This window comes from Ktedonobacter sp. SOSP1-52 (assembly GCF_016587395.1).
The window spans coordinates 1,984,203-2,004,271 of record NZ_BNJH01000002.1 but is presented as its reverse complement, the minus strand read 5'-3'; the positions used below and the strand labels follow the sequence as shown (position 1 = coordinate 2,004,271).

Genomic DNA, 20,069 nt, shown 5'->3' with positions numbered 1-20,069 from the left:
ACGACAGCCTGCCACTCTCTTCCTGAATGAAGATTATGCCGTTTTGTCGCTCTCGGCCTCGGCGGGGGCGGTAAAATGGATTTCTAAGGCCTTGTTTGCGAAGCGGGCCGAGGTCGCCTCGTGGTGCGTGAGGATGGCGGGGAGGGTGAGATCGCGCTTGAAGTTTCCGATCTCGATAATCATCTCATCGCCTTTCTTGGTCATGATGACCTTGCTCATTTCCACATGAGGCAGTGGGAGGCGCAGGATATAGCCTTGCTCTTTGCGCACGATCTCTTGTACTGCTCCCTGGTGGTAGACTGTGGTGGGGTCCTGCTCGCCAAAGACCACCTGGGCTAGCTTCTCAAGCTCATCCACGCCTAGAATCTCTTGGGCATAATAGGGTGCCTCCCAGACGGGAAGTGGCGCGAAGGTCGTATGGATCTGCTGTCGGAGCTTCTCCTGTGTGTTATACATCTCGCGTAGAAAGGCATCCTGGTAGTCGCCGGGCTGGATGACGCGGTTGCAGACCACGCTATCGATAGGGTAGCCGAAGAGGGAGAGGTAGGTTTCGGCGCGTAGGGCCTCTTTGATCACCATGCGCTCAGGATTGACCACCGGGCGGTACGAGGTGATTGTGGGGTCGCTAAGCACTTCACGCAACGTCTTGACGCGCTCACTCAATTTTTGTACGGCATCAAGCAACTCTGTCGTTGGGAGGAGCGATTTCAGGAAAGGTCGGGCCAGGTTAAGGGTTCCACGCATACCAGAGAGGCGTCCAACATACCACTGAAAGGTATCGGGCATGCTGAGGAGGCGCACAGTCTCACCGGTGGGCGCGGCATCAATCACTACCACGTCAAAGTTCCCCCGCTCGGCATTGCGGTAGATATTGACGAGGCTTACGATCTCGTCCATGCCTGGAATTAGGGCCAGTTCCTCTGCCATGACATCGTCGACCCCTTGCTTGCGCAGCGTGCGTGTCATAGTCTCCTGGAGTTTGCCCCATCCACGGCGCATCTCATCAAGGACATTGACCTCCTGCGCCCACAGGTTGGGCGCGATCTCGCCTGGCTCAGAAGTCAAAGGAACTCCTAAACAGTCGGCCAGGCTATGAGCCAGGTCTGTACTGACAACCAGTGTGCGCTTGCCAAGTGCTGCGGAACGCGCGGCGGTCGCAGCGGAGATGGTTGTTTTGCCCACTCCGCCTTTTCCAAGATAAAGTATAATACGCATAAGCTTCCTTATTATATATTTTGAGCTGAACAAGCTATAGAGTATTCTTTGAACTGAACAACATCACCTTACCCATATGTACGTATAGCTCCTCTTTTAGGTTTGATCAATAGCCACGAAGTGGCGAAGCGCCTCAAACAAGTTCCTGCGAAGAGAACAGTAAGACGAATTTGCATATTACACCAGGGGAATTACCCATTTCTAGAGCGAGCAGGCATCTATACTGGCGTAGGAGCAAATTATCATCTGATAAATAGGCATGGTTAGTGATGTCTCCTAAACTAATAGAAGATGATGCGCGGAGAAACACGAGCGAACAGCTGTAGCTATAGAGCGAGAGATGTAACCTTTGAAGTGAGCAAGAAGCCCGCTTCTATCAAAAGTAGAATAGGAGATGTGCGATGCGACAGAGTAGCGTGACGGATCCTTACGAGTATTGTCGGAAGATTATCCAACGAGCATCAAAAACCTTTTACTGGGGGTCTAACTTTCTTCCTCAACCCAAGCGCAAGGCCATCTGGGCTGTCTATGCCTTCTGTCGCATGATCGATGATATCGTGGATGAAGCGGTCGAAGCGGAGGGCACGCGGGAGCCGCGCACTGGTCATCTCTATGGAGCCAAGGATCCCCATTGCGAACTGGATTACTGGCACCAGTCGCTCCAGCATGTTTATGATGGCGAAGGGAGCGGTGATAACCCGATTATGCAGGCCTGGGAGGACATGTTACAGACCTATGCAGTGCCCATAAAGCCCGCTTTGGTGCTATTAGATGGCGTGGCCATGGACCTGAGCAAAAGGCGCTATCAGAGTTTCGCGGAACTTGAGCTTTACTGTTATCGTGTGGCTGGTACTGTTGGCCTGTTAACCAGCCCGATCTTTGGCTATAACGATGAGCGTGCATTGACATACGCGGTGGAGCTAGGTATCGCGCTTCAATTGACGAACATCTTGCGTGATGTAGGCGAGGACCTGCGGCGCAACCGTATCTATCTACCGCTGGAGGAGATGGAGCGTTTTCGCTATAGCGAAGAGGATTTACAGCAGGGCGTGATCAACGATGCTTTCCGCGAGTTGATCCACTTTCAAATGGCGCGCGCCGAAGAGTACTACATCAGGGGTCAGCAGGGCATTGACCTGCTGCATCCCGATTGTCAGTTGTCGGTGAAACTAAGCGGGGTTTTGTACCGGCGTATTCTGGAGCGCATTCGCTCGAATGACTACAACGTATTTACCAAGCGAGCTAGCGTTCCTTTGCAGACAAAGTTAGTCGCGGCCTCGACCTGCTGGGTTATGCAACATGTTGGGAGCAGACAATATGGCCATGTATTGTAAATAAGTGGCGTGGGGTGGGTTGGGTCGGGTTGAGAGGTTGGATCGTCCCACAGAAGAAACGCATCAATAGCACGTCGTACCAATTGCGCAACCGGAACATCCTCTTTCTCAGCTTGCCCATGTCATTTCTGGTGCTGTTTCTCGTTCAGATACATAGTTGTACATTTCACTCTTTCGCCTCTTGCATACATCAACATTTTGCTTTACCATAGAGCACAGCAAGAGGGAAGGAGCAAGAGAGAGAGAATGCTGATCTACGAGTATAAACTGGATGGCACACAGGCCCAATATCGTGCCATTGATGAAGCCATACGCGTGACCCAGTTCATCCGCAACACGTGCCTGCGCCTCTGGATAGATACTCGTGGTATCAACCGCAACGATCTGCAATGCTATTGCTCCCAGCTTGCCCAAGCCTACGACTTTGCCATCCTGCTCAATTCCCAGGCTCGGCAAGTCGCTGCTGATCGTGCATGGGCTGCGATCTCTCGCTTCTATGAGAACTGTCGCACCCAGAAGCCTGGCAAGAAAGGCTATCCCCAATTTCAGCACGATTGCCGCAGTGTCGAGTATAAACAGACTGGCTGGCGCCTTGAGCCAGATGGCAGACATCTCATCTTCACCGATGGCTGTGGCATCGGTCGTCTCCGGCTCGTGGGCACACGCGACATGGAAATCTTCCCGCTCAAGCAGATCAAGCGGGTTCGTCTCATCCGGCGTGCCGATGGCTACTATGCTCAAGTTGCCATACAAGCTGAACGGCACATTGAGCATATCCCAACAGGCAAGCACACCGGCATTGATCTCGGACTCAAAGCGTTCTTGACCGATGCCGAGGGCAACACCGTTGCCAACCCACGCCATCTGAGAAAGGCCCAACGCACGCTCAAGCGGTTGCACCGTCGCCTTTCTCGCACACAGAAGACATCTCAGCAGCGCAAGAAGGCAAGAAAGAAGCTTGCCAAAGGCTATCTCAAGGTCCAGAGGCAGCGTGAAGATTTCGCCAGAAAGACGGCGAGCGCGCTCATCTCATCTCACGATTTGATCGCTTATGAGCACTTGAGAATCGCCAATCTGGTGAAGAACCGCAAGCTGGCAAAGTCCATTAGCGATGTCGCCTGGGGCCGCTTCATTCTCTGGCTCACCTACTATGGGCATGTTCACAACATTCCCGTCATCGCCGTCGAGCCAGCATTTACCACCCAGGATTGTAGCGCCTGTGGGGCACGGGTCAAGAAGTCGCTCAGTGTGAGGACCCACATCTGTCCCTCCTGTGGCCTGATGCTTGACCGCGATCACAATGGGGCACTCAACATTTTAGCCAAGGCCTATCGTACTGTCGGGCAGACAGGGTGCGCCGCTTCGGCGCTTGTGGAATCGCTACAGAGTAGCTGGGGGTTAAGAGCAGATACCCCCAAAGACATTGCCTTACTTGGAGGGGAAACCCAAAGAGGACAAGAGCATGGCAGAAGAAAGCGGGGAAGCCAGAAGGGAGGTATGGCAGTTTGACCCGCAAGTCTTGGATGCATGGTAAAGCTGTGTTTGTTGAACCCAAGTTCTCGTGGAGAAGCCCGCTCCCATCGTAACCTCCATGACACGATGACCCTGAAATGGCGTCCTGTTCCTGTTGGGACGTGAAAGCTCTTTTCAGGGGACGACCCGAAATGATCGGGTGAAAGAACGAACGGGTACCTACCCATCCTCAACGTTTCACAAGTGCAAATGCGGGATCGCCTACGGGCGCGAGCCTACGGCGACGGAGTTCCCGTAATAGTGCGCCTTTGTGCCACAAATGTCTCTCTTACCCGTCGGGGTAAGCTCACTAGAGCAAGGTGAGTAACACAGCGACTTATCCGCTGAGAAGCGGGGACACCTTCGCCTGAAAAGGTTGGAGGGAAAATAGCATGTCGTATAAAATGCTGGTGAAGCTCCAGTCCCAGGAGCCAGAGGTCAGTAAGTGACGCTGTATATGGTGAAGTCTTGATTGGCTGAATCCAAGTCATGGCGGAAGAGGGGCAGCCCACAGGAACGGGATGATCGCCTGTGTCCAATGTGCAGGGGAACGGTACTATTTCCGCTGCAAGCTCTCGTTGGAGCCAGCCCTCACGGAGAGGGAAATGACGAACTGGGCACCTACGTACAGACGGAGACATTTGGAGGAACTGAGGATCGACCTAACCCGCGAGAGCGGTATGGTTAAAGAGTCGCCGTAGTAGTCGTGGAAGTTACGCTCCACCAAGGCGTGTGGGGAATTCACACACAGGGCGAAGGACGACAGGAGATCACACGTAAAAGGAAGGGTTGACATGGATGTGTCAAAAGATCCTTCTCAAAAGTGGTGCTGAAAAGGCACTGATCTCTGGAGAGCGATGATGCGTTGAAAGGCGCCCGTCACGTTCGGGAAGGGGCCGTTGGAAAAGGGCTGAGTTCAGGAAACCACCTGGCGTCCCAGGCAGGTCGGAACAGCATCAGTACCTCGCTGGCGGCCTACTTCATCCCAAATAATCGGAGTAATGTTCGATACAAGGGGAAGGGGAACAGGTTGTACGATAGCAGAAAAGGGAAGCATGCGTAATGCAGACGACTGAACTGGGATGCTATCGGAAGCTGGAGAGCCGTGTGCGGTGAAAATCGCAAGCACGGGTTCGGAGGGGGGAGGTTGGAAAAGTACCGGCAACGGCAACTCGCCAGCCCCCTACCCTACAACGGGTGAGGCGCAAGCCACACCGAACGCTTCTGGACAGACCGCCTCTACTTGCTCTGGTCGCAAGGCCAGAACGGGCAAGCGGGCTGGATGAAAGAAGAATCCCCCTTGCTTTAGCAAGGGGGAGTGTCAAAAAGATAGACTGCTAGGAGGTCACTTTCCCCTGAGTGTAGAGGTAGTGCAAATATTCTAGCTGTCGCACCACCTCCACACGATCACTCCCGCCATTCTGATACCATTGACGAAGCCAGAGCAGAGAAATAATCTCATCTTGAGCAAAACCGCGCTGGCGAAGAAAGTCCGTCTCGTCAAGAGCGTTGTCAATGCTAGTAATTAATTCCAAAGGCTGTGTATTCATGTTCTATATCCTTCCACCTACGCCGATGACCGGCAAGCCGCCACTGCTCTCTACTGTGCATACCTGTTATGGAACGACTATTCTGGCCCATTTCTCATTCGAAGAAAAGAGTGCTTCATTGAATAGACGCGCCACCCTACAGTTTTTCAAATACCAGATTTTGAATGTACCCCATCACACTATCCCATCCTCGTCAGGTTACTCCACCCTCACTACCTATTTCCGTATGTACGAAGCATAGCAGGAAACCGGCGTAGTTACTGTGTTCCAGGTGACATAAAAAGTGTGATCCGCTTCACGTGTCCCCCAAACTCACTACCACCGCTGCTCGTCTCCAGGTGCCGTGTGAGCACGCATGGAGAGCGATCTTAAAAGGCTATCTGCGGTATATACGTTTGAAGAGGTAGAAAAGTTCCATCTCTATGACTTAAAGTCACGACTTTGTTGTCTTTTTCCACAGAGAACGCGAAAATTTTCCATCCTATCAAATTATATAGCCTTCTCAGTGTGTAATCGACAGGTGATGACAAATCTTCAATTTTTTCATCACCTTCTACTACTATAGACGTGTCAGGGTTACAAAATAGGGCATATAAATTCAGGCAGGTACCTATTGGGTAGGTGCCTGCCTGATTGCTGCTAACAAACTAGGATATTAGCGAACGTTGCGAATAACGATGTTGGCCAGGCGCCCAGGAATATAGATGACTTTCTGAACGGTGGCGTCTCCAATGAAGGAGAGAACGCGCTCGTTAGAAAGCACCAGCCTGCGGACATCATCCTCGCTAATACCAGCGGGCGCCTCAAGGCGCTCGCGCACTTTACCATTGACCTGCACAACCAGGGTAAAGCTCTCGTCGTGTGTCATGGCCTCGTCGAAGGCTGGCCAGGTGCTCAGGTGTATCGAGCCCTCATGCCCTGTCTGATGCCAGAGCTCCTCGGTAATATGGGGAGCCAGGGGTGCCAGCAGCTGCATCATGGTCTCGAGCGCGCGCTGGAAGGCCGCCGTGCGCGCGACTGGCTCATGCTGCTGTTTAATCAGGGCATTGTTACACTCCATCAACGCGGCCAGCGCGGTGTTGAAGCGGAAGTTGCTCAGGTCTTCGGTGATCCGCTTGATGGTCTTGTGACGCAGGCGCTCAACCGCCTTGCTCTCAGTGGTCTCCTCTGTGCTGGGATTGTCGGTCCAGGACTCGGTGACCAGGCTCCAGAAGCGGTTCAGGAAGCGCCAGACGCCCTCCAGATTCTCCGCCTTAAAGGAGCCACCCGCCTCGAAGGGACCGATGAACATCATATAGCAGCGTACAGTATCCGCGCCGTAGGTCTCAATGTATTTATCGGGGGCCTCGACGTTGCCGCGTGACTTCGACATCTTCTGTCCATCGGGGCCAAGCACCATGCCCTGGTGATAGAGGCGTTTGAATGGCTCGCCGAAGTTCAGGTGTCCCATATCGCGCAGGGCCTTGGTGAAGAAGCGCGAGTACAGCAGGTGCAGAATCGCGTGCTCAACGCCGCCCACATACTGGTCGACGGGCAGCCACTTGCGCATCTGCTCCTGGCCCCAGGCCTCTTGATCGTTATGGGGATCGGCGTAGCGCAGGTAGTACCAGGATGAGCAGATGAAGGTATCCATCGTGTCTGCCTCGCGGGTGGCTGGACCGCCACAGGTGGGGCAGGTCGTATTCAGGAAGGACTCTTCATAGCGCAGCGGCGACTCGCCTGTAGACTTAAACTGGACATTCTCAGGCAGGCGTACCGGGAGTTGATCCTCGGGCACGGGGACCAGGCCATCCTTCTCACAATACACGACGGGAATGGGGCAACCCCAGTAGCGCTGGCGGCTGATTAACCAGTCACGCAGGCGGTAGTTCACCGTGGCCTTGCCGACACCCTGCTCCTCGATAGAGCGTGTTATTTTGGTCTTCGACTCATCGCCGGAGATCCCATCAAAGGGGCCTGAATTGATCATGCGTCCCAGGGCTTCTTTCGCGCTTTCCCAGGTGGCGGGATCGGTTGGCTCCTCATCTTCGGCCAGAATGACCTGGCGAATGGGCAGATTGAACTTACGCGCAAACTCGAAGTCGCGCTGATCATGCGCTGGAACGCCCATGACCGCGCCCGCACCATAGCCCATCAGTACATAATCAGCGATCCAGACCGGTATCTGCTCACCACTGACAGGATTGATGACATAGCCGCCGGTAAAGACGCCGCTCTTCTCTTTCTCAGCGCTCATGCGCTCAATCTCGGTCATACGGCGGGCCTGGTCAACATAGGCCTCAACGGCATCCTTGTGCTCAGGCGTTGTGATTTTCGCGACCCAGGGATGCTCTGGCGCCAGGACGAAGAAGGTCACGCCATAGATGGTGTCGGGGCGCGTGGTGAAGACTGGAATCTCTTCTTGCTTGCCCTCGATCTCAGCCTTGAAGCGAACCTCGGCGCCTTCGCTGCGACCGATCCAGTTGCGCTGCATGGTCACGGTTTTCTCGGGCCACTCGATATCCTCAAACTTCAGCAGCTCTTCCGCGTAGGCAGAGATCTTCAGCAGCCACTGATCGATCTCACGGCGCTCAACGACGCTGCCACAGCGCTCACAGGTGCCATCGGCCAGCACCTGCTCGTTAGCCAGGGTCGTGTTACAGCCAGGACACCAGTTGGCGGGCGCCTTGGTGCGATAGGCCAGGCCATGTTTATAGAATTGCAGGAAGAGCCACTGCGTCCATTTGTAGTAATCTGGCAGGCAGGTAATGACCTCACGTGACCAGTCCCAGCCAGCGCCCATGGCCTGGAGCTGTTTGCGCATATTCTCAATATTGGCCAGCGTCCAGGTTCGTGCCTGGACACCGCGTTTGATCGCGGCATTCTCGGCTGGCAGGCCAAAGGCATCGAAGCCAATGGGCTGCATTACATTGTAGCCTTGCATGCGTTTGAGACGGCCATAGGCGTCAAAGGGCGAGTAGTTGTACCAGTGCCCCATGTGTAGATCGCCAGAGGGGTAGGGGAACATCACCAGGTGATAGAACTTAGGCTTTAAATCAGGTTTTGCGGGATCATCTGAGGCGCGGTAGACCTGCTCGGTCTCCCATTGTGCCTGCCATTTATGTTCAACGGCCTTTGGATCGTACTTCGTACGTGTAATCATGCGAATGCCTCCCAGGATGCCATGCAGCGGGATAAATTGGTATAGTAATGTATTCGGTTAAATTCTGTAGAAAAAAGAGCAACAAAAAAACCCTCCATCCAAGGGACGAAAGGTTGTTCCGTGGTACCACCCCGCTTTTCAATCAAGACAAGGGGTAAAACTGGTGGACCTGAGGGGACTCGAACCCCTGACCTTCTCCATGCCATGGAGACGCTCTACCAGCTGCGCTACAGGCCCAGGTAAAGAATCGGCTTGTCTCTGACTTACTCTCATTATACGCTATATCGGGCGTCCCGACAAGTGCTCACAGCTTGCCTGGTATTTATTTACCAGCCTGCCATTTGACACTTGTAGCTCACAGGCGAGTTCAGTCTGATATGTAGCCTCACACCACCCGGCTACTCTCTGTACTCAAACGACCTACTACTCCTGCTCATCGCCACCGTATTGGCAGTGCTTACTATACCACAAACTTTTGCGATTGGCAAGGTCTTTGTAAGAAGCTATTGTACTTTCGGTGTATTGCCGAGAAGTGCTTGGTGGAGATGAGGGGACTCGAACCCCTTACCTCGACAGTGCGATTGTCGCGCTCTACCAGATGAGCTACATCCCCTTGACGGTTTAGATATTACCACACTGTACTCATCTTGTAAACCCCTTTTATCAACAAATTTCCAGGCAATCGCCAGATTTAGAAAATTTCGCCTGGTTGCTTGTATCCATCTGATCTCTCGCGCCTGCGGCGCTCGCCTGGTAAAGGGTAGAGGTTCAGGTGGGCAGGCTGCGCCTGCCCACCTGAACCTCTACCCTTTACCAGGAAGAACTACATTACCAGGGGATGCTGGCCTGGAAGGCTTCCAGCGTATTACGTCCATCGACGCGGATGCGCAGGAGGACCTGGGGGGTCAGGCTATTTTGGATGATGCCTGTTTCGCCGGGATCGGTGGTTGAGCCAACATATCCAAGGGAGGTCAGCAGGTTGACGATAGCCGCGCGAAGAGCCAGGCTCCCATGGCGAAATGGTTCGCCCGAGGGATAACAGAACTGCTGAATGGAAATATGTAAGTGTTGTTGCAGGCTTGCGCGTGAGTCTTGCAGTTCTTTCTGTGCCTGGGCATGCGAGGCCAGGTAGGTATTGCCGATGTCCACATGATTGATGGTATGCGAACCAATTTGCATGCCGCCAAGGAGCATCTCCTGGAGCTGATTCCAGCTTGCCTGACCCTTCCATCCGACCTTGCCGGTGATAATATAAAACATTCCGCTAAAGCCATTCTGGCGGAGAAGCCGGTAGGCATTGGTGTAGGCGTCATCGTAGCCATCATCAAAGGTCAGGATCACCGGATGGGATGGCAACGGACCGTTGTAATACAGGGCATCGAAGAGCTGATTAAAGGTGATGGTATGGGCCTTGCGTGATTTGAGATAGGCCAGGTGTGCGCTTAGCATTTTTGTTGGTACGGTCAGGCTCTTCTCCAGAATGGTCTGGGTGGGAGCGTCCGAAATATGGTGGTACATCATGATAGGCACCTTGGCATCGTGAGAGATTGTATGTAAAGGGGGGAGAATCGGGGCCTCAAGGTCCACCGGGCCGCCATTGAGCACCTGCCAGTGAGCCGCATCAGTGCGCGAGAGATACATGGGAATGTTGCTATATAGCGCCTCTGGGTGAAGGATATCGGGATCGACGGTGCTGAGTTTCTGTGCTTCTTGCTGTGTCTCTAGCGTTGGCTTGATCTGGAGCGTGACGGGAACCATGGCCACATCTTTGTATTCCTGCATCGTTTCAGGATTTACCCACGAGGAGAGGGCGCTCTCCTGTCCCAGCGTATAGCCCGCGATGGTGTAGCCCTGGAAGCGCTTCTGCCAGTACTGCGCGTAAGTGTTTTGATCGGGCCAGGTGGTCTGGACCTGGGGATGCAGCAGGCTCCACATGCCTGTATAATCATGCTGCAAGAATTTTTGCAGGTACAGTCCCGCGGTCTTGCTGGCTACGGGTGTACGTGTCGGTGATACACCAGGCTGCTTATGGAGAACCTTGGGTGTGGGAGGAGGCGCGCTGCCCTGGAAGTACGCGCTATAGATCCAGAGTCCCGACGAGGTCAGGAAGAGTATCACAGACAACGCCACCAGCATCCAGGCTACAACGAGGCGTTTGTTTCTACCTGTATCGAGTGTGCTATACATAGGAAAGACTGACTGCCTTTCTTTGGAACCTATGAGGAAGGAAACCCTTCTTCCTTGCCTAAAGCCAGTATAGTAGCTTTCTGGTAGCGTATATTGAGGAAATTAACTCTATATTAAAGATGATGGAGATAGGCCAAATGGATGAGGTGTCGAACGCGAAAAAAGCGGTGGCATCCATCAAATGGATGCCACCGTTTGATAAGTTTGGCTTTTGGAACGCAGGCTTTGTCAGCTAGCGCGCGCGCGCGGGCTGTTTGGGACCGATGTGAATGGGACGTCCCTCCACGGCCAGGACGGCCTCGCGAATGCCTTCGCTCAGCGTTGGATGGGGGTGAATGGTCTCGATGATCTCATCAACGGTAAGTTCACCGCGCATCGCAATAGAGAACTCGCTTATGAGGTTAGTGGCGTCGGGACCGATGATGTGTGCTCCCAGAATCTCGCCATACTTGCCGCGAATGACCTTGGTAAAGCCATCGGTCTCGCCAATCGCGACGGCTTTGCCAATCGCGACCCATGGGAAGCGCTCGACGCGAGCCTCGGGATCCTTCTCCTTTGCCTGGGCCTCGGTCAGGCCGACAAAGGCGATTTCAGGGAAGGTGTAGATGGGATTGGGGACGACATCGTAGTTCATGCTAGAATCGTGTCCCATGGCGTTGTCGGCAGCGATCTCGCCCTCGGCTGAGGCTACGTGCGCCAGGCCCGCGCCCTTGGTCAAGTCGCCGATGGCATAGATACCAGGCAGGTTGGTCTCCATCTTCTCGTTGACGCGTACGCGACCACGATCCATGTCCAGGCCCTGCTCGATCAGGTGCTCAAGACCGCCAGTGCTGGTGCGGCGGCTCACAGCCATCAAGACATACTCGCCACTAAAGGTCTGCTCGCCCTGGTCGCTAGTGGTTTTGACCTGCTTCAACTTGCCATCGTCTTCGATGCTCTCGACTTTGGCCTTGGTCACGATATTGATGCCACGCTTGCTCAGAATGCGAACGAGGAGGCGACGTACCTCTTCGTCGACCGGAGCCAGCACATTGGGAAGCATCTCAAGAATGGTCACTTTGCTGCCGATGGCGTTGAACATACAGGCCAGCTCAATGCCGATCACGCCACCACCAACGCAGATCACGCTCTCGGGGACGGCCGATAGATTCCAGCAGGTATCGCTATTGATGACGTTGCGTCCGTCGATGCCGGGCATAGGAGGCATAAGGGGAACGGAGCCAGTGGCAAGAATGATTTTCTCGGCCTGAAACTCCTCGTGTGAGCCATCGCCCTTCTGAACTGAGACCCGGCGTGAGGCATCGACAACGCCCAGGCCGTCATAGACATCGATATTATTGGCTTTCATTAAACTGCCGACGCCGCTAGTCATGCGTTTGACGACTTTATCTTTGAAGGCGACGGCCTTGGGCATATGAAAGGTAGGGGCCTGGCCCAGTTCGATACCCAGGTCGCTGACGCTCTCCATGCTATGGAGCACCTCTGCCACGTGGAGCATGGCCTTGGAGGGGATACAGCCCACATTTAGGCAGGTGCCACCCATATATTGCTTCTCCACGATGGCTACTTTCGCGCCGAGTTGTGAGGCGCGGATGGCGGCAACGTAGCCACCAGGCCCTGCACCAATCACCGCTACATCATAGTGTTTATCAGACATTGGTTTCTCCTGCTATTTGAAAGAATATCTTTAATGCTGAGCGTTGTTGCATCAACAGAAGACCTTCATGAAAGCGCTCCAGAGGGAGGCGATGACTAATAAGTTCGGCAACACGCACCTCGCGTGTGCTCAGAAGATCGAGCGCAATGCGTAGATCTTCAGGTGAAGAAGAATAGGTGCTCAGTAGGGTAAGCTCGCGTTGATAGACCAGTTCTGGCTCAAAAGGAACGGTACCTGCGTGGGCGGCAAAGATATGTAGCGTTCCGCCTGCGCGCAGACTGGCAAGCCCCTGCTGGAATGGCTGTATCCCAGGCACGGTGAGGAGCACAGTATCTGCACCTCTTCCCGCGGTCAGGGGCGAGAGCAGATTACGCAGACCCTCCGGCTCAGAAGGGGCGTGAAAGACCTCGTCAGCGCCCAATGTGCGCGCACGCTGCAAGCGCTCGTCAAGCAGGTCAACGCCATACACCTGGCAATTCAAGCCTGCACGTTTGCTCAGAGCCTTGATGGCCTGGAGCATGAGTAAGCCAATGGAACCCAGTCCCACGACAAGCAGAGTGTCTCCATCGTGCAGAGGTGTCCTGCGTACTGCGCGCACGCAGCAAGCAAGAGGTTCCGTAAAGGACCCCTCTTCATCACTGAGGGGCGAGGGAAGAACAAGCGTTGCCTGCTGCACATGTGGTGCGGGCACACGAATGTATTCCGCCAGGCCACAGGGATCGATGTTGGATGTCTTAAATGATGCGCACATCGAGACGTTTCCCCTGCGACAGTAGTGGCACTCACCACACGGCACATGATGCGCTACGACGACGCGTTCTCCAACGTGAAAGGTATCGACGTCACGCCCTTGCGCAACGATTGTCCCAACCAGTTCGTGTCCAAGAATAACGGGAGCAGGTGCCTGGCGTGTGATTTTGAGGATGTCAGAACCGCACAGGCCACAGCCGTGTACACGTACAAGAAGTTCGTGCTCATTAATAGCTGGCACTGGTCGTTGCTCAACTGCAATGTGATCATGGGCGTGGTAAATAACTGCTTTCACATTAATTCCCGGTTGACCGGCCCCTTCTGTGAGAGAATAGCTTCCCGTCAGTATACCACGTTTACGCGCCTGCAGGTATGGCGGCAGATCAATGTGCAGGGCATCCCCATTCTCCTCTAGCGTTAGCCCTATCTGCCACTTGAGCCTTAAAGAGTAGAGTGTGTGGGTGGAAAACAAGCTCCGCCCGTTTTCCACCCACACACCTTATCCCCTGAGTGCCGCAGGCGCGAAGGCGTACCCGGTAAAAGACCTGTAAGCCCTGAGAAATGAAGGAAAGGATGGCCTTTTTGGCCTAACAGAGATGCCGAGTCGTGATCATGTATGGTAAGAATCGTATCTATAAGTAAGAGACATACATAACTACTCTATTCCAGAAACTTGTCTTGATTACACTCCGGAACGGAAGAGGTTTTGTGGCGATCTCCCTGGTCGTCAGTGCGCTTCAATACGTGTGCAGGACAGATTTATGAGTACACATGTTTGACTCAATAGTGGTATATCGATATACAAAAGGACAAACCTATGACAACTACAGGGGAATTGCGTGCAATTATTGAGGACCTGGAGCTGGTAGATATCGGTGATGCTGCCAGTTACCTGGGTGAGGATGTTTGTAGGGAAGAAGATATCACGCTTAATGAGCAGTCAGCCTTGCCCGCACTAAATGATTTTGGATCTTTTTGTGCGTAATTGTTTGCCCGGCTCATGCATTTCGCGATCTGTATGTACCCTTGCTACATAGCGCGATGGCCGCATCTCTCACTTATATTCTCAAAAACTAACTATAGTATATATATGAAAGCGCCTGCCTCTCTATTTATGTAAAAGAAATAGGGGGCAGGCTTCTCTTTTGCTATTTAGTAGCGAGCGTTGCTCAGGATTTTGGCGCGTTTATCAGAATGAGGAATACCGCACTTTTTCAACTGTTTGATGACCTTATCCAGACTGTATTCGACACGTCTGATCTCCGGCTCCCATGTTCCATTGCGCCAGTTAAGAATGCCATAGGAGGCGCGAACATCCTCATCGCGTGGTAGCCCACAACTGCCTACATCGAAGAGGAGGAGGGAGTGCCAGCGACGGATATAGGGAATGTGGAGATGCCCAAAGACAAGCGCCCCCACGTTCTGCTCAACGCTCGCTAAAAGTTCAGTAAGCTCCTCATCCTGGGCGTTGGGAAAAATGGCCTGTTCGACATTCTGCGGGTTGGCATGTACAACAAGAATATCGCTGCCATCAGGATTGTGGACGCGGTATGAGAAGGGCAACTGGGCGAGGTAGTCGATTCCCTCACGACCGATCTGCTCACGCGTCCAGGCGATGATATTGCGTTTCTTGGGGCCACTTACCCCGTTGTCGTCAACGACCTCTTTATCCACATTGCCCTGAATAACGGGGCAGTGGAGACCCTGCACGATATCCAGCACCTCTTTCGGGCGCGGCCCATTGAGGCAGAGATCGCCTGCGATAATAATCTGGCCAACCGGAGGCTGGCTATCCAGGTCCTGTAAGACTGCCTCTAGTGCGACCTGGTTACCGTGTATATCTGAGATAATTGCTATACGCATAGCTATTGCGATTCCATTTTTCTGCGCTGGTTTCTCTATTCATGAGTTTGATTATATTGAGCTATCTATCAGACATTATATCCCATAGAAAGGGGATCATTGTTGCGCTATAATTACGTATAAGAATGGAGTGTTTCCTGGTAGCAGCAAAGAAGCGAGGACCTGAGCGTATGATTCATCGTATTGGCGTCATCTCGGACACGCATATGCCTCCGCACAAGAAAATTCCCGCTGCTGTCTGGACGCTTTTTGCGGGTGTTGAACAGATCATCCACGCTGGCGATTTATCGTGTCTTTCAGTAATTGATGAGTTGGAGACGCTTGCTCCCGTGGTCGCAGTACAGGGGAATGTTGAGCGGGACGACGTGGTCATGGAACTGCCGATCAAGCGCGAGATACTCGTGAGTTTCTGTCGTATTGGTATTGTGCATATTCTGGGCGAGCGAAAATATTATGCACGCAACGCGCAACGCGAGTTTCCCCAGGCGCGAGTGGTGGTCTTTGGCCACAGCCATATTCCATATAATGAAGAGCACGAGGGCCTCCTCTTGTTTAATCCTGGGAGCGCGAATGAGCGGCGTAGCCAGCCTAAACGCAGCATAGGGATGCTCTCTATTGATGATGAGGCTATGAGTGTGCGTGGAGAGATTTTATGGCTTGAAGAGGAGCCGTAGAGCAGGCCTGAACGATATATCCAGACCTGCTCTGGCTGTGTGGCATTTGCGTTACTGGCGCGGGCGAATGTAGTCCTGCCCACCCATGTAGGGGCGCAGTGCCTCGGGGATGCGCACGCTGCCGTCTGGCTGCTGGTGATTCTCGATCAGCGGAATCAGGATGCGGGGCGAGGCGATGGCCGTATTATTGAGCGTGTGTACGAAGCGGACCTTGCCCTCGGCATCGCGATAGCGAATATTAGCGCGACGAGCCTGCCAATCGTGGAAGTACGAGCACGAGTGGGTCTCGCGATAGCGATTCTCGCTGGGAACCCAGCATTCGATATCGTGCATACCAACCTTGCCATCACCCATATCGCCTGTGCAGACGTTGACAATACGGTACGGCAGCTCCAGGGCTTGAATGAGCTCCTCCGCGTTGCGCTCAAGCTCCTCAAACCACTGGACCGAGACTGCGTGGTCGGCCTCACAGATAATATACTGTTCTACCTTGTTGAACTGATGAATGCGGAAGACACCACGCGTATCCTTGCCATAGGTGCCGGCCTCCTGGCGGAAGCAGGGGCTGTAACCTACGTAGGTCAGCGGTAGCTCCTCAGCCTTGAGAATTTCATCCTTGTACATGCCGGTAATCGAGACCTCGGCGGTACCCACCAGGAAGAGGTCCTGCCCTTCAATCTCATAGACCTGGTCGCGCCCCTTGGGGAACTGACCATTGCCGACAAAAGCGAAGTCGCGGGCCATCGAGGGTACGATAATGGGAGTATAACCCTTACGCGACAGGCGGTCGAAGGCGAAGTTCATCAGTGCTAGCTCCAGGCGTGCAGCAGCGCCTTTGAGCGAGTAGCTGCGGCTGCCAGCCACCTTGACGGCGCGCTCAATATCCACCATCTCCAGCTTCTGCATCAGGTCATAATGGTCGAGCGCGGGGAATGCAAAGGTTGGCTTCTCACCCCAATACTTAATGGGCACATTGTCGTCTTCATCTTTGCCCACAGGTGTGCTAGGATCGGGAATATTGGGTACGAGCAGGAGCTGCTGATAGCGCTCCTCCTGAAGCTGGGCCAGGAGCGGCTCTTTCTCCTTGATGGCCTCTGAGAGCTGTTTGCCCTGGGCGATATACTGGTTACGCAGCTCGACGTTTTTCTCTTTCGCGGCCTGCTGAATTTTCTTCGAGAGCGCGTTCTGCTGAGCACGGGCCTCCTCGACCTCTTGCTGAAGCGAGACAACGCGCCGATCAAGCTCCAGGAGGGCATTGATATCGATAGGATTATTCTTCAGGCGCGCGGCCTCTTTGACCGCGTCAGTGTTGGTGCGGATAAATGTGAGATCGAGCATGATCTCCTCCTCTATCTATAGTGGCATACATGCGAACAATAAAAAAACGCCGTGTCCTGAAAGGACGACGACGACTTTACAGCGTTATCGTGGTACCACCTTTATTCGTTCAAGCGAAAGTGAACCTCGTTCTAGCCGGGTAACGGGGGCGAACCGTGAGCGCTCTTCGCGCAGGCTCCTGGGTGGATTTCACCGCTGCTCACTACTGCGTTGCACCGGACCGCAGCTCTCTGAAAGGTGGCGCAGGCTACTTGTCCCAATCATAGCCGTTATGGTATGTCCATGTATTGCCTGGTAAAACAGATCTGTCACCGATTCTATACTTAAATACAAGGGTAACAGTTTGCTTGCGCTTTGTCAAGGTGTGGATTGGCTTAAAGTTTCCACACCTTGACATTGCTGAAACTGGCGTCGATGGGAATGTCTGATTGAACGACGGCCACGCCCAGGCGCCCTGATTTCAGTGTGCTATCGCTGGCACCTCCAAGGAAGGTATCGTTTGCGAAGAGGTAGAAGGTTGTGCCCTGGGCGAGCACGACGAGCTGATTGCTCTGTCCTAGCCCCTGTGTAATGTCCGAGCTGCGCCCATTGAGCAGGTTTTGTCCCTGTCCTGACTCCTGGTAGAGGTCGAGGCTATAGGTTCCATCCATGCCAATGCTAAAAAAGTAATACTGGTTGCCTGTACTGTCGACGCGGAAAAGCAGCCCGGCGCGGTCGGCGTTGCCTGTATTGATGGTGACCTGGACTGAATAGACGGCATCGGCATAGGTTTTCGCCTGCGAGAGGCAGGGCTGGATATAGCCCCGTTTGGCCACGAAGGCGTGATAACCACTGCTAGTGAAGGCACAGCCCGTGGTGCTGTTGCCGCCAATATCCCATTTTCCATCACCGGTACGATCACTTAAGGAATCGTTCAGGTCGGGATCTTTCTTGGTTGCGTCGGTGAGGATGCCTTCGAGTGCGGTCGCCGTGGCGGTCATATCTTCAATGGTTGTGGTCGCCTGCGCCTGATTTTCATCCTGGGCGGTGGCGGTGGCGTTAATATTGGCCTGGACGGTATTAATCGCGTTGGCTGTTCCCTGCGAGCGTGCCTGGGCGGTATTAACGACATTTTGTGTCCACTGAGCCTGTACAGTGGCAAACGCATGCGTGGAATGGCGATAGTCGACGCTGGTACTGTAGATAATAAAGCCGAAGCCGCTAACGATCAAGACAGTCGCCAGGGTGAAGACGAGTAGGCGCATCCGATTCTGCAATTGCTGGGCTTTCAGGAGCCGCTGGCGCTTGAGATCTAATTCTACCAGGCGCGCGGCAAAGAGCGTCTCCTGGGGAGAGAGTGTTTCGGACTCAGCAGGCGTCGTTGTGTCTGGGGATGTACTGTCCGGCTGGCTCTCTGCTAGTACGGTCCTGGAATCCTTAGATTGATGCGGAGTCTCGTCTGGTGATAGATGAGGCATGAGTGATAAATATCCCTCCTTATCTTGCGTTGGCGTCGGTTTACGCGCCTTGTGAGACGCTGGGAGCCATCCCGGCGTCTCGTTTGTTCACTCCTCTTTGTGGCGCTAAAGCTGCCAGACACGAGCGTTTTTATAGGCCACATCGGTCGCTGAAGAGCTATCTAAAGACATGAAGCCAATCTGCCCAGAGGTATAGGTTGTATCCTGGACCTGGCCGACGTATTGTTTATTGATATAGAAATATATTGTGCTGGAACGTGCGATAACATCTACAAGATTTGCCTGCCCGATACCTGTTTTAACGACATTTGGGTGATCAAAGAAAAGGTTATGGGCGTGGCCATCACTCTGAGAGGCATTAAGTTCCACTGTGCCGTCGCTTCCTACCTCAAAGGAGTAAAATTTTAATGAGTCCTTATTGCCGCGAAAGATCAGTCCACCTGTATTACCTTTCAGGACCGTCATGTTGACCTCAAAGACCATATTTGTGTAATTAGTGTTGAGTCCAAAGCAGGCGACATAATAGTTCTTGTTCCGAACATCGGCATGGAAGGCGCCATTGCTATAGTAGCATCCTCCGCCCCCTACGGCATCATAAGTCTCCCAGCCTGCGCTATCTGGACCGGCAAGAGAGGATTGAAAGACGGGCGAGCCGTTGGTCGCCTGGGCGTAGATCGTCTGGCGCGTGGTTGCTGTTTGCTGCACACTCGCGGTTGCCTGGGCATTGGCTGTGGCGGTGGCATTGGTGATTGCCTGTGCGGTGCCGGTCGCCTGGGTATTGGCCGTGTTGGTCGCGGCCTGTGCGGTACTGGTGGCCTGTGCGTTAGCTTGAGCTGGTAGGGCAACCCCCGCATAGTAAATCAGGCTTACACCACTGCCAACGACAACGATGAGCAAAATGGCCAGGAGAACGAGCAATAAGGGCGAACGCTTCCTCCTGATAGCTACGGGAGGCGTAGGTGGGGTATAAGGCATGTAAGGAGGAGGTGTATATATCCCTGGAGTCCTCTGGCCTGCCGCTGGATCAACGGAAGGATCGTAAGGATTGACACTGTAAGGTGTAACAGGTAGCGGTGCCTGCCCAGTGTAAGAGACAGGTGTATGGTAAGGCGAGGAAATGCTGTGCGCGGGCGACGAGGTAGGTGCTGAGGATTGTGCTGTGGAGGCTACCACGTTGGGGCCGTAGGAGCCGTAGTTTTCGCCGGCAAGCATAGCTGGTTCGGAGGGCGCAGGGGGCGTAGGAGGAAGATCACCGGCAGGCTGCTGTGCTGGACTGGATGCCAGTGCAACCCGCTGGCCACAGCCAGGGCAGAACTTTGCTATAGCTTGTAGCGGTGTTCCGCAGTTGGGGCAATGCTGCATATGTAAAAACTCCGATGTATAGAACAAA

The 20,069-nt window shown here is 53.7% G+C and carries 15 protein-coding genes, 2 tRNA genes and 1 other annotated feature; of the genes, 5 read left to right on the top strand and 12 right to left on the bottom strand.

Translation table 11 applies throughout. The features are described from left to right. Nucleotides 1-33: 33 nt before the first annotated feature. Complete coding sequence (locus JMJ16_RS24080) at nucleotides 34-1,215, bottom strand: ArsA family ATPase (RefSeq protein ID WP_201369480.1); 1,182 nt, start codon at nucleotides 1,213-1,215, stop codon at nucleotides 34-36. Between the two features lie 401 nt (nucleotides 1,216-1,616). On the opposite strand from JMJ16_RS24080, the gene JMJ16_RS24075 reads away from it, so the two are divergent. The 3 genes from JMJ16_RS24075 (at nucleotide 1,617) to JMJ16_RS24065 (ending at nucleotide 5,347) form a co-directional block, all read left to right on the top strand. Beyond that, entirely contained in the window at nucleotides 1,617-2,549 is a 933-nt protein-coding gene (locus JMJ16_RS24075; RefSeq protein WP_201385619.1) for a phytoene/squalene synthase family protein, read from the top strand. Nucleotides 2,550-2,795: 246 nt separating this feature from the next. After that, the gene (locus JMJ16_RS24070; RefSeq protein ID WP_236601668.1) at nucleotides 2,796-4,058 is read left to right on the top strand and encodes a transposase; all 1,263 of its coding nucleotides are present in this window, start codon (nucleotides 2,796-2,798) and stop codon (nucleotides 4,056-4,058) included. 1,115 nt (nucleotides 4,059-5,173) lie between these two features. Next, nucleotides 5,174-5,347, top strand: coding sequence for a hypothetical protein (locus JMJ16_RS24065; protein WP_201385617.1), 174 nt, complete (start codon nucleotides 5,174-5,176; stop codon nucleotides 5,345-5,347). 51 nt (nucleotides 5,348-5,398) lie between these two features. On the opposite strand, the gene JMJ16_RS24060 is transcribed toward JMJ16_RS24065, so the two are convergent. The 7 genes from JMJ16_RS24060 to JMJ16_RS24030 all read right to left on the bottom strand — a co-directional run bounded on the left by JMJ16_RS24060 (nucleotide 5,399) and on the right by JMJ16_RS24030 (nucleotide 13,819). After that, nucleotides 5,399-5,611 (bottom strand): hypothetical protein, encoded by a 213-nt coding sequence (locus tag JMJ16_RS24060; protein ID WP_201385614.1) that lies wholly within the window; start codon nucleotides 5,609-5,611, stop codon nucleotides 5,399-5,401. Nucleotides 5,612-6,266: 655 nt separating this feature from the next. After that, nucleotides 6,267-8,753, bottom strand: coding sequence for a leucine--tRNA ligase (leuS, locus tag JMJ16_RS24055; protein WP_201385612.1), 2,487 nt, complete (start codon nucleotides 8,751-8,753; stop codon nucleotides 6,267-6,269). A gap of 161 nt (nucleotides 8,754-8,914) precedes the next feature. Continuing rightward, nucleotides 8,915-8,990, bottom strand: a tRNA-Ala gene (locus tag JMJ16_RS24050). A gap of 300 nt (nucleotides 8,991-9,290) precedes the next feature. Then, nucleotides 9,291-9,366, bottom strand: a tRNA-Ala gene (locus JMJ16_RS24045). A 215-nt stretch (nucleotides 9,367-9,581) separates the two neighbouring features. Continuing rightward, nucleotides 9,582-10,940: a polysaccharide deacetylase family protein gene (locus tag JMJ16_RS24040; RefSeq protein WP_201385605.1), complete on the bottom strand. Its 1,359-nt coding sequence runs from the start codon at nucleotides 10,938-10,940 to the stop codon at nucleotides 9,582-9,584. A gap of 232 nt (nucleotides 10,941-11,172) precedes the next feature. After that, nucleotides 11,173-12,597: a dihydrolipoyl dehydrogenase gene (lpdA, locus tag JMJ16_RS24035; RefSeq protein WP_201385603.1), complete on the bottom strand. Its 1,425-nt coding sequence runs from the start codon at nucleotides 12,595-12,597 to the stop codon at nucleotides 11,173-11,175. Further along, nucleotides 12,590-13,819, bottom strand: coding sequence for an alcohol dehydrogenase catalytic domain-containing protein (locus JMJ16_RS24030; protein WP_201385601.1), 1,230 nt, complete (start codon nucleotides 13,817-13,819; stop codon nucleotides 12,590-12,592). Before JMJ16_RS24030 ends, lpdA begins: the two co-directional genes overlap by 8 nt. 345 nt (nucleotides 13,820-14,164) lie before the next feature. On the opposite strand from JMJ16_RS24030, the gene JMJ16_RS24025 reads away from it, so the two are divergent. Then, nucleotides 14,165-14,332, top strand: coding sequence for a hypothetical protein (locus JMJ16_RS24025; RefSeq protein ID WP_201369474.1), 168 nt, complete (start codon nucleotides 14,165-14,167; stop codon nucleotides 14,330-14,332). Nucleotides 14,333-14,499: 167 nt separating this feature from the next. Here the strand turns inward: JMJ16_RS24025 and JMJ16_RS24020 are convergent, their stop codons facing one another. Next, on the bottom strand, nucleotides 14,500-15,210 hold the full coding sequence (locus JMJ16_RS24020) for a metallophosphoesterase (RefSeq protein ID WP_201385599.1): 711 nt from the start codon (nucleotides 15,208-15,210) through the stop codon (nucleotides 14,500-14,502). A gap of 170 nt (nucleotides 15,211-15,380) precedes the next feature. On the opposite strand from JMJ16_RS24020, the gene JMJ16_RS24015 reads away from it, so the two are divergent. Next, entirely contained in the window at nucleotides 15,381-15,884 is a 504-nt protein-coding gene (locus tag JMJ16_RS24015; RefSeq protein ID WP_201385597.1) for a metallophosphoesterase family protein, read from the top strand. A gap of 51 nt (nucleotides 15,885-15,935) precedes the next feature. On the opposite strand, the gene serS is transcribed toward JMJ16_RS24015, so the two are convergent. From serS to JMJ16_RS24000, 3 genes are all read right to left on the bottom strand, one after another. After that, the gene (serS, locus tag JMJ16_RS24010; protein ID WP_201385595.1) at nucleotides 15,936-17,222 is read right to left on the bottom strand and encodes a serine--tRNA ligase; all 1,287 of its coding nucleotides are present in this window, start codon (nucleotides 17,220-17,222) and stop codon (nucleotides 15,936-15,938) included. 57 nt (nucleotides 17,223-17,279) lie between these two features. Beyond that, nucleotides 17,280-17,495 (bottom strand) — a binding site (T-box leader). A 101-nt stretch (nucleotides 17,496-17,596) separates the two neighbouring features. Beyond that, nucleotides 17,597-18,679 (bottom strand): hypothetical protein, encoded by a 1,083-nt coding sequence (locus JMJ16_RS24005; RefSeq protein WP_201385594.1) that lies wholly within the window; start codon nucleotides 18,677-18,679, stop codon nucleotides 17,597-17,599. A gap of 105 nt (nucleotides 18,680-18,784) precedes the next feature. Beyond that, nucleotides 18,785-20,041: a zinc-ribbon domain-containing protein gene (locus JMJ16_RS24000; protein ID WP_201385593.1), complete on the bottom strand. Its 1,257-nt coding sequence runs from the start codon at nucleotides 20,039-20,041 to the stop codon at nucleotides 18,785-18,787. Between the last annotated feature and the right edge of the window lie 28 nt (nucleotides 20,042-20,069).